We start from the raw sequence: 13,114 nt of genomic DNA, 5'->3' as shown, positions 1-13,114 counted from the left end.
TCAGGAAGTAAGGATTGTTAAATACGTTGTTTACACGAAATCATTCGTGTTGCATCGAGGCGGCAAGGATGCAAATCCCCAGGAGCTTACAAAAGTAAGTGACTGGGGTGCGCATCCGCAGCCAACAAAGAGGCAGCGCGAATGATGAAGTGTAAAGAGGAAGCTCCCCCATGGATGTCATTAAAAAGAAGCACTGGTGGCAAAGTGACGCGCTGAAATGGTCAGTGATAGGTCTGCTGGGCTTACTGGTGGGGTACCTTGTAGTTTTAATGTATGCACAAGGGGAATATCTTTTCGCCATCACGACGCTGATTTTAAGCTCGGCTGGCCTGTACATTTTTGCGAACCGTAAAACCTACGCCTGGCGCTATGTCTATCCAGGCCTTGCCGGGATGGGGCTGTTTGTCCTGTTTCCCTTGATTTGTACCATCGCCATTGCGTTCACGAACTACAGCAGCACCCACCAGCTCACGCAAGAACGCGCGCAGCAGGTGCTGATGGACCGCTCTTATCAGGCGGGCAAAACCTATAACTTTGCGCTTTTCCCGGCGGAGGGAAGCTGGCGACTGGCGCTGACCGACGGTGAAAGCGGTAAAAACTACCTTTCTGACGCCTTTAAACTCGGTGGCGAGCAAAAAATCGTCTTAAAAGAGACGGATACCCTGCCTGCGGGCGAACGTGGCACCCTGCGTGACGTCACGCAAAACCGCACCGCGCTTAACCAGCTTACCGCCGTATTGCCAGATAACAGCAATGTTGTGATGAGCTCACTGCGTCAGTTCTCTGGTACCACGCCGCTGTACAGCATGGCGGAAGATGGCACGCTCACCAATAAGCAGAGCGGTGTGAAATACCGTCCCAATAACACTCTCGGTTTCTATCAGGCTATTAACGCTGATAACAGTTGGGGCGATGAAAAACTCAGCCCAGGCTACACCGTGACCATTGGCTGGGATAACTTCATGCGCGTCTTTACCGATGAAGGTATCCAGAAACCGTTTATTGAGATTTTCGTCTGGACGGTGGTCTTCTCGCTGTTAACCGTCGTGTTGACCGTCGCCGTCGGCATGGTACTGGCCTGTCTGGTGCAGTGGGAATCGCTGAAAGGCAAGGCCATCTACCGCGTCCTGCTGATTCTGCCTTACGCCGTGCCGTCCTTTATCTCCATTCTGATCTTCAAGGGGCTGTTTAACCAGAGCTTCGGTGAGATCAACATGATGCTTAGCGCGCTGTTTGGTATCAAACCGGCGTGGTTTAGCGACCCGACCACGGCACGTTCGATGATCATCATCGTCAACACCTGGCTCGGTTATCCGTACATGATGATTCTGTGCATGGGGCTGCTGAAAGCGATTCCGGACGATTTGTATGAAGCCTCGGCAATGGATGGCGCCGGGCCGTTCCAGAATTTCTTCCGCATCACCTTCCCGCTGCTGATCAAGCCGCTCACGCCGCTGATGATCGCCAGTTTCGCCTTTAACTTTAATAACTTCGTGTTGATTCAGTTGTTGACCAACGGTGGCCCGGACCGTATCGGCACCACCACGCCTGCGGGCTATACCGACCTGCTGGTCAGCTACACCTACCGCATTGCCTTTGAGGGTGGCGGTGGGCAAGATTTTGGCCTCGCGGCCGCTATCGCCACGCTGATTTTCTTGCTGGTTGGCGCGCTTGCCATCATCAACCTGAAAGCCACACGCATGAAATTTGATTAAGGAGGGCGATGATTATGGCAATGGTCCAGGCGAAATCGCAAAAAGTAAGGTTATTCGTTACCCATTTGTTATTGCTGGTGTTTATCGCCGCAATTATGTTCCCGCTGCTGATGGTGATCACCATCTCTCTGCGTGAAGGCAACTTCGCCACCGGGAGCCTGATTCCGGAAAGCATCTCGTGGGAACACTGGAAACTGGCGCTGGGCTTTAGCGTGGAGCACGCCGATGGCCGCGTGACGCCGCCCCCCTTCCCGGTGCTGCTGTGGTTGTGGAACTCCATCAAGATCGCAGCGATTACCGCCATCGGTGTAGTGGCGCTCTCAACTACCTGTGCGTATGCCTTTGCCCGTATGCGCTTTCCTGGCAAAGCGACGCTGTTGAAAGGGATGCTGATTTTCCAGATGTTCCCGGCGGTGCTGTCACTGGTTGCTCTGTATGCCTTGTTTGACCGTCTGGGCCAGTACATTCCGTTTATCGGCCTGAACACGCACGGCGGGGTTATTTTCGCCTATATGGGCGGCATCGCCCTGCACGTCTGGACGATTAAAGGTTATTTCGAAACGATCGACAACTCGCTGGAGGAAGCGGCAGCGCTGGATGGCGCAACGCCATGGCAGGCATTCCGTCTGGTGCTGTTGCCGTTGTCGGTACCGATTCTGGCGGTCGTGTTCATTCTGTCGTTTATCGCCGCGATCACCGAAGTGCCAGTAGCCTCGTTGCTACTGCGCGATGTCAACAGCTACACCCTGGCCGTTGGCATGCAGCAATACCTCAACCCGCAAAACTATCTGTGGGGCGACTTTGCAGCCGCTGCGGTGCTGTCAGCAATACCGATTACGGTTGTCTTCCTGCTTGCGCAGCGTTGGCTGGTTAACGGCCTCACCGCAGGCGGTGTAAAAGGTTAATTTTCATCGTCATACGCTAAATAATTCGCGTGGCAGGAAGGCGGCAAATGAGAGAGTCCCCGGGAGCTTACTGGAGTGAGTGACCGGGGTAAACGAGTGTAGCCAACGCATCTGCAACGTGAAGTATGACGAGTATATATGCCACTGTAGTCCTCATTGGAATATTGACCCGAACTCTAAATAATTCGGGTTGCAGGAAGGCGGCAAGAGAGAGCATCCCCGGAAACTTACCAAACGTAGGTGACGGGGGTAAACGAGGCCGCCGACCCCCCCTGCAAACCGATATATGGCGAGTTAACTTGTGACTGTTGTTAGGCGCTCCCCGGAGCGCCATTTTTTTATTCGCGTTTCAGACGTTTAGAGTTACACAACCACAAAGTGATCACGAGAAGCAGGATCGCGCCAGAGTAGATCAGCACGTCCATTGGCGATTTATGATCGACGATGATCAGCCGCACAATCGCGGTGATCCCAATGTAGATAAAATAACGAAGCGGGAAGTGAAAACCGGACTGAAAGTACTTCACAATCAGCGCGATAAATTCAAAGTAAAGAAAGTAGACCACCAGTCCTTCCACCAGCGCATACTTGCTGGTTTGTTCAGGCGCGAAAAGGACATCCGCCAGATGCAGCGTCTCCTTACCCAGAAAGACAACCAGAATCAGGCCAAGACTCAGCAAACCCAGATTCAACACGGTCTGGAGAACGGTGGAGATAAACTCAACGCGTGGACGAACAGTTAGCGATGGCATTGTCATACCGGCACCTCATTCTCAGTGGCGAGCTCTCTGTATAACGCAAAAATGTGATCCAGATCTAGATTTTTTGCTTATATTTTGTTCTGTATCGTGGTGACATATCGCCCTGCAAGCACAGCAACAGGGAGTAAAAACGTAATGCTTACAATCTGTAAGGCACAGGTTAACGATGCTGAACTGCTCCACGATATGGCATATGCCAGCTACACCCATCATTTCGCCCATTTGTGGCAGGAAAAAGATGAACTGGCGAATTTTCTCGCGCAAGAATACGCGCTGCCCGTTTTACAGCAGAGTCTGCAGGACGAGGGGTGCTGCTGGCTGATTGCTGCCAGCGATGGTATCCCGGTCGGCTTTGCCAAATTCAGTTGGCATGCTGCCACCGGTCCCCAGGGCCCGTCAGGAACGCTACTGCATAAACTCTATTTTCTGCCGCAGGCGACCGGTAAAGGTTATGGGGAAAGTGTTATTCAGGAGGTAACCCGTCGCGCGCGGGAACATGGCGAACGCTTCCTGTGGCTGGAAGTGTTGGATGCCAACCCGCAGGCCCGTCGATTCTATGAACGCCAGGGCTTTGAACATGTGCGGGATACCGTGTTCAGTACCGCCTCGCAGCAGAGCACGCTGCATATTCTGGGCAAAGTCATTTAAGGAGATGGGATGGGTGCGAAGATGCGGCAGGCCGCAATCCGTAACGTGATGTGCGGTGAAAATGTAGTGATCTATGACCCGGTAAATCTGTATGACTGCGAACTGGCAGAAGACGTTTTCATCGGGCCTTTTGTCGAAATCCAGGGGCATACGAAAATCGGCAAGGGCAGCAAAGTCCAGTCCCACAGTTTTATCTGCGAATATGTGACCATTGGCGAGCGTTGTTTTATTGGTCATGGCGTGATGTTCGCCAACGATATGTTTCGTGAAGGCAAACCCAACCCGGACAGGGATAGCTGGGGAAGGATCGTGGTGGGTAATGATGTGTCGATTGGCAGCGGCGCCACCATTCTGGCAGTGACCATTTGCGATGGCGTGGTGATTGGTGCGGGCAGCGTGGTCACCAAATCGATTACAGAGAAAGGGGTTTACGCGGGCAATCCGGCGAAGCTGTTGCGGCGCTTGTAGACCCCCGGCGGCGCTGCGCTTGCCGGGGCTACACGCCCAGTCGTAGATAGTGAGCGTCTTCAACCTTGTTAGTCACGGCTGACTCATTTTCCCGCATGACAACCACAGCGACAACTTTGTGCCCCCTGGCGCAGAGCATGCAGCGAGGGGGTTGAGTCCCCGCTGAAATCGGTGAGACGAAGACCCGATGACAAGGTCAGGCCGCCAGGGATGGCGGACTGAGGTTTGTCGAGACAGGACGTCGAGTCAAACCGACCGCAGGCAGCGGGGCGGGAGGCGAACGCAGTGCGAAGCACCGATTTCTTTGCGGGGCCGCGGGGATTGTAAAGGGGAACGCGGTGTTCCCCTTTACCCGTTCACGTGTCCGGTGGTGACATTTCGCCATGAACATAAGGGGAACGGAACCCTCCTCCTGAGCCGCATATTCCCCTCACCCCCCTCTCTGTCCCCGGGGAAGAGGGAGAAAACCGGTCGTAGCCCGCATAAGGCGTTTGCGCCGCATCCGGGAATTAACGGAAATTCAAACTCTTATCGCTGGTCATACTGTAAAGATCAAACTTACGTCCCAGCATCTGTCCGCCATCACGCGTCAGTGGCGTCCAGCCCACGGCCGCACGGCTGCGGGTAGCGCCAGAAGTGAAGAGATCCATTGGAATAGACACATACACCCCTTTGGTGAAATCCCCCTCTCCGTACTCTTTCGGCGACACGTTGGTGATGGTGGCATACGTCCCGACAACCACCCCGCTGTCGAAATGTTTAGCCACTTCCAGAGTGCCGCCTTTATCACCCGCCAGATATTGCCCGACGCTCGCTTTGATCAGCACATCCTGGGCGAACGGGGGTGTCCAGTAGGCCGTTAAGTGCCCGGTTTTAACGCTGTAATCCGTAAATTTCATCATGTCCTGCGCGCTACGCCAGTCACGCTGTTTCACGTAGTTGGCGTCAATACCAAAGGCCCAGTTGCTGTCAACCGGACGCCACAGCACCTCTGCCCCCGCACCACCGTACATCGTCTCCAGATAACCGGCGTACACCTGGCCATAGAAATTGTTACCCATGTACTGGAAGTAGTTGGCCTGCAGGTTGTTCACGTAGATATCGTTTTGCACATACTCACGCACGCGGGTGCGTACACGCGGCAGTTTCGAGTCTCGCGGCGGATCGGTGTAGTTAAATTTGTCGTAGTTGTTGGCAATGTTGGCGAACAGGCTGCCGGTTGTCAGCAGGTGATCGCTCAGCCACCAGTCGGCGGTCGCCATCGCCCCAAGCTGGTACATGTAGAAACTTTCCGGCCCCCCAACAGACTGGTTTAATACCGGGTCGATGTGGAAATCAAAGCTCGATTTCTCGATATACCAGCCCTGCTCCGGCTTATCCGGCACAATCGGCTCAACACGCTGTTGCACGAGCTGCGTTTCCTGGCCCAGTGGCTCACCTTCAAGATGACGTTGCAGACTGGCAACATCGGTTTCGGTGGTCACCTGCGGCATATTCAGACGGTTTTCCGTCACGCGGATCGTGCGGATACCCTCCGGTAAATCGTTCATGATGATACGATTTGCACGCACCACGCCTTCCTGGGAGTCACGGTATTTCACCTGCTCCCCGGTCACGTAGAGCGTATCGCCCTTCACCTGAATTTGTGGATTGGCAAACCCGGCGTTGTACTTCAACAAGGTCAATTGATTGGCCACGACAGAGTGCTGCAGAATGGCATCCTGGGGTTGTGGCTGATACTTCGGACGTGAGTTATCGTTGTAATTCGGACGCAACTCGTTGAAATTATTACGCAGGGTAAAACCGAACATCACCGTATTCCCACGCTCATAGCTCAGGTTCACGTCGGCCCAGTCCGTCACCCGATAAATCGCGCCAACGTTAAACTTGCTCTTTTGCGGTAGCTTACCGGCAAAATCCTGCTGATAGTTGTTGCCTTCATATTCCAGTTTCAGACGCAGCGGCTGCCACGGCGTCTGGTATTCCACCCCGCCAAAAAGCGCGGTCGGGCCGTGAAACATCTGGCTGGCATCCACAGAGCCCGCCTGGTTATAGCTGTTATCGCGATAGCAGAATTTTTGCTTATAGGTACACAGCGGATTTTTGATATTGCCAGAGGTACCCAGATATCCCCAGCCAAGCCCGAGGGAGAAATCAAAAGGTCCCCAGGCTTTGTTCGCCACAATGTACTCGCCGTCAAACAGGCCAGTACCACCGATATCGCGCGCGCCAACCGCCACCTGCGGCAACCAGTATCCCTCTTCCCATAAACGCACTTTCAGGTCGAAGGCTTTATCTTTATACGACTGCTCACCGGAGAAGGCCTCCACGCTGCTGTATTTCCGGGTACGCACATCGGTATAACGCAGTGTGGTTTCCAGCCACGGGAAAAGTTGCATCGAGCCTGAATAGTAGCGGTACTGGTCGTTGTCGCGGTAGTTAAGGCTGATCTCCCCCGCAGGCGCCATACGAGCCGTCGGGGTTTGCAACAGCCCTGCGCCACCAAAATCCGATTGCGAGGGCCCAACAGGTGCCGGATACGTTTCAGCCTGGCAGGCGGCACTCACACTCAGCGCCAGGACACTGATGACAAACGATTTTTTCATTATTCTTCCGGTATCCGATGCGTCAGTAAGCGAAGAATGTCAGCGTTCAGCACTTCGTAGCGATCGCCCCATAACGCCGGAGCGAAGCCGACAAAAATCACGCTGCCCGGCATAGGTTCAACATGGCGTCGGTTCCAGTACGCCACCGGCACTTTCTCTGTCCGGCCATTGGGATAAATCAACCAGGCGTCGCTTTTTTCCGCCCCGCTCAGCAAACTCATCTCATCGAGGTAACTCACCACGTCACGTCCTGGTGTAAAAGGCTTTTTACCCGGCTGGCTTACCAGCCCCAGCACGGTGACAGTCGCAGGCCGGGGGCCTACCCACAAGCTGTATTCGCCCTCCAGCGGAGGGTTAGCACGCGTTTTAATTCGCACATAATCCGGGTCGAGATTGATCAATTGCCGCCCCGTCACACGCAGCGCCTGAACCTGGCGACGAATGCTGTTTATCGCTGCCGCATCGTCGCCCTCTTCCTCGGCGGCCAACGCGCTAAGGCGGCCAAGTAATGCCTGCTGGCGCTGCTCTTCAAGAGCCGTGGCCTGCCGCTCGCTGATGACCGCCCCCGGCCACCAGCTTTGTGCCAGACGAGGCTGCCCCACGACATCAATCAGACGTGCCGCGTTGGTGAGTACCTTGGGTTTACTGTCGCCTGCCATGTAGACATTGACGTTGCCAGCGGCCTGCCCCAGTGAAGAGGTGAAACAGAGTAATAGCGCGGTTGCGGATAAGAGCCTCATGATTTCGCCGCCTTGATAAGCGTGGTTCTGACCGGGAACCAGTTCGCCCCCAGGTACTGTTCCGACTGACGAATTAATCCGTCTTCATCCACCCAGTAACGGTTGCGCCAGTGGGTCTGGTCCGTCGTAATCTCTTCATCAAGAATGCGCACATGCGTGGATTCGCTGCCCAGCGTGACCGAGTCAGAGCCATTCCAGTGGAAGACCGAGCGCGCCGTCGCGTAACGCACCTGTTTGTGCTCCGTCCAGCCCATTGTGCGGGTCCAGCTCGCGCCGTCGATAATTTGATTCGGATTGGCTAACGGGTCTGCCGCCAGGTTATTCACCTCCAGCAGGTTGTCGCCGTTGGTCAGGGTTTTCACAATGCGATAATGCTGTGTAACGAAAATGGCCTGATCCTGCGTTGCCCATTTCTGCAGCCCGTCTTCTGAGAAGGCGAGCACAACGAAAAGCTGCGGCCCGCCATTGAGCCGCACATACTGGCTGGCGTAGGGCATGTTTTGGATTTCGTCATCGGTTAACTGGACGCCCGGCGTGCCGAACACGCTATTCCAGAGCGAATGGCCCAGCCCTTTCGTGGTGGATGAACAGGCCTGAATCAGCAGGCAAATCAGGATGATTGCGGGTCGCTTCACGACTCTTCTCCAGAGGGGGACGAAATAACCACACCGAAGTGTGGTTATGATTAAAGTACTCGCCGTTATTGAGTACTGGTGGTCGTGGTGGTCGTGGTTCCGGTATTGGAACCATCACCGCCACCGGTTGCCGCAAGGGCAACACCTACCGCAGAACTTACGGTGCTGACGCTGGTTGCTGAGGAGCTACCCGCAGAAACTGTCGTCGCTGCCGACCCTGCCGCATCACCGACTTCAATCGGTGCCGCAAAAGCAGAACTCGCCGCAAGCGCGGTAATGGCAAAAATGCCATACAGTGCTTTTTTCATATCAATTTCCCTTCATTGAATGAATGGAGATTTGCCTGAAAATAAACAGGCGAGAACGAGTATACACAACTAAAGCAGGCTATTTGTCGAATGGGAAACGCAGCGGGAAGTTTTAAGAAAATTGGATAAAAACGATAAACTGCCGATATTAGTTTAATATAAAATCATTATATTTCATTTAGTTACAATTACATAAACAACCTGGAAGTATACGTAACATCTGAAAATAACACTGAGGAATTAACCGGATATTCTGTTTTTTCAGAATAACCTCATAATGAAGAATTATGTCGATGCCGGAACAACAAGAATTATCCGATAATAAAATGCCGACGTTATGTCGGCATTTTATTTTGCGTATTTCGCTCATCCTTATCGATGAACGATATTAACGCCAGGCTTTATAAAGATTAATCAGGCCATTCGTGGAACTGTCATGGCTGCTGACTTCTTTATCATCACCGAGTTCAGGCAGGATACGGTTAGCAAGCTGTTTGCCAAGCTCGACGCCCCATTGATCGAAGGTGAAGATGTTGAGGATTGCGCCCTGAGTAAAGATTTTGTGCTCATACAGTGCGATCAACGCCCCAAGGCTGAACGGGGTAATTTCGCGCAGCAGGATGGAGTTGGTCGGACGGTTGCCTTCGAACACTTTGAACGGCACAACGTGTTCCAGCGACTTCGGATCTTTGCCCTGGTCCGCATATTCCTGCTCAACCACGTCGCGGGATTTCCCGAACGCCAGTGCTTCGGTCTGGGCGAAGAAGTTAGACAGCAGTTTCGGATGGTGATCCGACAGCGGGTTGTGGGTAATCGCCGGAGCGATAAAATCGCAAGGAACCATTTTGGTGCCCTGGTGAATCAGTTGATAGAACGCGTGCTGGCCGTTAGTACCCGGCTCACCCCAGATGATGGGGCCCGTCTGGTAATCCACCGCGTTGCCGTTACGGTCAACGTATTTACCGTTGGATTCCATGTTGCCCTGCTGGAAGTAAGCGGCAAAGCGGTGCATGTACTGGTCGTACGGCAGAATCGCTTCGGTTTCCGCACCAAAGAAGTTGTTGTACCAGATACCGATCAGCGCCAGCAGCACCGGCAGGTTTTTCTCAGCCGGCGTGGTGGAGAAGTGCTTGTCCATCGCGTGCGCGCCGGAGAGCAGCTCAACAAAGTTGTCGAAGCCAACGGACAGGATGATAGACAGGCCGATTGCGGACCACAGAGAGTAACGGCCGCCGACCCAGTCCCAGAACTCAAACATGTTCGCCGTGTCGATACCAAACTCGCCAACCGCTTTGCCGTTGGTGGAGAGCGCCGCGAAGTGTTTCGCCACGTGCTTGTTGTCGCCAGCGGTTTTCAGGAACCAGTCGCGCGCGCTATGGGCGTTGGTCATGGTTTCCTGAGTGGTGAAGGTCTTAGACGCTACCAGGAACAGTGTGGTTTCCGGGTTTACTTTCTTGAGCACTTCGGCGATGTGGGTACCATCGACGTTAGAAACGAAGTGCATATTCAGATGGTTTTTGTACGGGCGCAGCGCTTCGGTCACCATGAACGGGCCGAGGTCGGAACCGCCGATACCGATGTTCACCACGTCAGTAATCGCTTTGCCGGTGTAGCCTTTCCAGCTACCTGAAATGATCGCTTCCGAGAACGCTTTCATTTTTTCCAGCACCGCGTTGACTTCCGGCATCACATCTTTGCCGTCAACAATAATCGGGGTATTGCTACGGTTACGCAACGCCACGTGCAGCACGGCGCGATCTTCGGTACGGTTGATTTTCTCACCGGAGAACATGGACTTGATCGCATCCGCCAGAGCGGTCTCTTTGGCCAGATCCTGCAGTTTGCTCAGGGTCTCTTCGGTGATGCGGTTTTTGGAGAAATCCACCAGCATTAAGTCATCGAAGGTCGCGGAGAATTTAGAGAAACGATCGGCATCTTTCGCGAACAGATCCGCGATAGTAACGTCTTTCATTTCATCGAAGTGTTTCTGTAATGCCTGCCAGGCAGCGGTCTGCTTTGGGTTGATGTTTTTCATTAGCAATACTCTTCTGATTTGAGAATTGTGACTGCGGTCGATTGTAGCGCCTGCGAATGAAAATTGTGATGGTTTTTGTGTCGCTGTCCAGCAGCGCTGCTAAAACGGCCTTTTTTACGCGATAAATATGTCTAACATAAGACGTTTTTCTAATCGATTCGTCTGCATGAAAAATCCGCATAATCGTAACATTGACAGCGGTGCCGCTAGCCTTTATTTATTAGGGCGCTACCCGCGCGTGCGCGGGCCAGAAGAGGCGCGTTACCCAGGTACGGTGTTGGAAGAGCCAATCTAAAGAAAACACCTGAGGGGGAGTAACGCCGAGGTGGTGAAGTGCATGGCGGCATTCATCATCGGCTACAGGGGCTGAATCCCTTGAGTTGTCACCAGAAACGTTCGCAGTCGGGCGTTTCACAAGTGGTGGAGCACTTCTGGGTGTAATCGTAGTTGTCTTTTGCTCTGCGCCTACCCCTTTTCGCTCTTCCCTTGTGCCATGGCTGAATAATTTTGTCTGACGTCACACGCCAGGCTTCCCTGACACGAGGTTATAACAATGAGTCACTCCGTTTCCCCGCTCGTCGTCGCCAAATTCGGCGGTACCAGCGTGGCAAATTTTGATGCAATGAACCACAGTGCGGACGTGGTGCTTTCCGATGCGAGCGTACGTCTGGTCGTGCTTTCCGCCTCTGCCGGTATTACCAATTTGCTGGTCGCGCTTGCCGAAGGGCTTGAGGCTAGCGAGCGTTTCGTTAAGCTCGATGCGATTCGCAAAATTCAGTTCGATATTCTGGAGCGTCTGGCGAATCCAAACGTTATTCGTGAAGAGATCGAACGTCTGCTGGAAAATATCACCACTCTGGCAGAAGCCGCTTCGCTGGCAACCTCTAATGCATTGACCGATGAGCTGGTCAGCCACGGCGAACTGATGTCCACCCTGTTGTTTGTTGAAATTCTGCGTGAACGCAATGTGCAGGCGCAGTGGTTTGACGTGCGTAAAGTGATGCGTACGAACGATCGCTTTGGCCGCGCCGAGCCCGATGTGGCAGCCCTGTCAGAACTGGCGACCCAGCAGCTCGCGCCGCGCCTGGCCGACACCATCGTTATTACGCAGGGCTTTATTGGCAGTGAAGCGAAAGGCCGCACCACCACGCTGGGACGTGGCGGTAGTGACTACACCGCCGCGCTGCTCGGCGAAGCGCTGCATGCGACCCGCGTTGATATCTGGACCGATGTCCCCGGCATTTACACCACCGACCCACGCGTGGTGCCTGCCGCCAAACGCATTGACGAGATTGCCTTTGAAGAAGCGGCTGAGATGGCGACATTCGGCGCGAAAGTTCTGCACCCGGCAACCTTGCTGCCTGCCGTTCGTAGCGATATCCCGGTGTTTGTCGGTTCCAGCAAAGATCCCAAAGCCGGCGGTACACTGGTGTGCAACAAAACCAGTAACCCGCCGCTGTTCCGCGCGCTGGCGTTACGTCGCAGGCAGACATTGTTGACGCTACACAGCCTGAATATGCTGCACTCTCGTGGCTTCCTGGCGGAGGTATTCGGCATTCTGGCGCGCCACAGCATTTCGGTTGACCTGATCACCACCTCGGAGGTGAGCGTGGCGCTGACGCTGGATACCACCGGGTCCACGTCAACCGGCGATACGTTGCTCACGCAGGGTCTGCTGACCGAGCTTTCGTCACTCTGTCGTGTGGAAGTGGAAGAGAACCTCGCGCTGATAGCGATAATTGGTAATGACCTGTCGAAAGCCTGCGGTGTTGGCAAAGAGGTCTTCGGCGTGCTGGACCCGTTCAATATCCGCATGATTTGCTACGGCGCGTCCAGCCACAACCTCTGTTTCCTGGTGCCGGGCGCCGAAGCTGAGCAGGTGGTGCAGAAGCTGCATCATAATTTGTTCGAGTAATCGCAGGCGTTGTTTCCCCGGTGGCGCTACGCTTACCGGGGCTACGGACTGCGTCTACGCCGCATCCGGGGCAACCGTAATTTACCGAAGCAACCAGCCGTAGATACTGTGAACGCCTTCAACCTTTTTAGCCATGGCTGACTCGTTTTCCCGCATGACAACCACAGCGACATCTTTGTGCCCCCCTGGCGCAGAGCGTGCAGCGAGGGGGTTGAGTCCCCGCTGAAATCGGTGAGACGAAGACCCGATGGCAAGGTCAGGCCGCCAGGGATGGCGGACTGAGGTTTGTCGAGACAGGACAAAATCGTCCGGAACGATTTTGAACAACGCAACGCGTTGGCCCGAAGGGCGAGCCCCAGGGATGGGGCGAGTAACTCG

General features: G+C 54.2%; 11 protein-coding genes and 1 riboswitch. Of the genes, 5 read left to right on the top strand and 6 right to left on the bottom strand.

Going from position 1 to position 13,114, the window contains the following annotated elements; all coding sequences use genetic code 11:
- Positions 1–170 precede the first annotated feature (170 nt).
- Complete coding sequence (gene malF, locus ABU190_RS18145; protein WP_039077923.1) at positions 171–1,715, top strand: maltose ABC transporter permease MalF; 1,545 nt, start codon at positions 171–173, stop codon at positions 1,713–1,715.
- Between the two features lie 14 nt (positions 1,716–1,729).
- On the top strand, positions 1,730–2,620 hold the full coding sequence (malG, locus tag ABU190_RS18140) for a maltose ABC transporter permease MalG (protein ID WP_079497729.1): 891 nt from the start codon (positions 1,730–1,732) through the stop codon (positions 2,618–2,620).
- Positions 2,621–2,958: 338 nt separating this feature from the next.
- Here the strand turns inward: malG and psiE are convergent, their stop codons facing one another.
- A complete protein-coding gene (gene psiE, locus ABU190_RS18135) occupies positions 2,959–3,372 on the bottom strand; it encodes a phosphate-starvation-inducible protein PsiE (RefSeq protein WP_039077938.1) in 414 nt (137 codons plus the stop codon).
- A gap of 144 nt (positions 3,373–3,516) precedes the next feature.
- On the opposite strand from psiE, the gene ABU190_RS18130 reads away from it, so the two are divergent.
- Positions 3,517–4,029 (top strand): GNAT family N-acetyltransferase, encoded by a 513-nt coding sequence (locus ABU190_RS18130; protein ID WP_354692062.1) that lies wholly within the window; start codon positions 3,517–3,519, stop codon positions 4,027–4,029.
- A gap of 9 nt (positions 4,030–4,038) precedes the next feature.
- Positions 4,039–4,497, top strand: coding sequence for an acyltransferase (locus tag ABU190_RS18125; RefSeq protein WP_354692061.1), 459 nt, complete (start codon positions 4,039–4,041; stop codon positions 4,495–4,497).
- A gap of 509 nt (positions 4,498–5,006) precedes the next feature.
- Here ABU190_RS18125 and ABU190_RS18120 read toward each other — a convergent pair.
- From ABU190_RS18120 to pgi, 5 genes are all read right to left on the bottom strand, one after another.
- Complete coding sequence (locus ABU190_RS18120; RefSeq protein WP_354692060.1) at positions 5,007–7,103, bottom strand: YjbH domain-containing protein; 2,097 nt, start codon at positions 7,101–7,103, stop codon at positions 5,007–5,009.
- A complete protein-coding gene (locus ABU190_RS18115) occupies positions 7,103–7,843 on the bottom strand; it encodes a capsule biosynthesis GfcC D2 domain-containing protein (RefSeq protein ID WP_354692059.1) in 741 nt (246 codons plus the stop codon). The genes ABU190_RS18120 and ABU190_RS18115 overlap by 1 nt, the downstream gene beginning before the upstream one ends.
- The gene (locus ABU190_RS18110; protein WP_354692058.1) at positions 7,840–8,478 is read right to left on the bottom strand and encodes a YjbF family lipoprotein; all 639 of its coding nucleotides are present in this window, start codon (positions 8,476–8,478) and stop codon (positions 7,840–7,842) included. Before ABU190_RS18110 ends, ABU190_RS18115 begins: the two co-directional genes overlap by 4 nt.
- Positions 8,479–8,543: 65 nt before the next feature.
- Entirely contained in the window at positions 8,544–8,786 is a 243-nt protein-coding gene (gene yjbE, locus ABU190_RS18105) for an exopolysaccharide production protein YjbE (RefSeq protein WP_039077929.1), read from the bottom strand.
- 388 nt (positions 8,787–9,174) lie between these two features.
- Positions 9,175–10,821, bottom strand: a complete 1,647-nt coding sequence (pgi, locus tag ABU190_RS18100; protein ID WP_039077930.1) for a glucose-6-phosphate isomerase — start codon at positions 10,819–10,821, stop codon at positions 9,175–9,177.
- A 243-nt stretch (positions 10,822–11,064) separates the two neighbouring features.
- Positions 11,065–11,260: riboswitch (Lysine riboswitch) on the top strand.
- A gap of 114 nt (positions 11,261–11,374) precedes the next feature.
- On the opposite strand from pgi, the gene lysC reads away from it, so the two are divergent.
- Positions 11,375–12,736, top strand: coding sequence for a lysine-sensitive aspartokinase 3 (gene lysC, locus ABU190_RS18095; protein ID WP_071194369.1), 1,362 nt, complete (start codon positions 11,375–11,377; stop codon positions 12,734–12,736).
- The last annotated feature ends 378 nt before the right edge of the window (positions 12,737–13,114 follow it).

It is taken from the genome of Phytobacter sp. RSE-02, assembly GCF_040578655.1.
In the GTDB taxonomy this organism is placed as follows: Bacteria; Pseudomonadota; Gammaproteobacteria; order Enterobacterales; family Enterobacteriaceae; genus Phytobacter; species Phytobacter diazotrophicus.
This window is presented reverse-complemented; position numbering and strand designations above follow the sequence as displayed.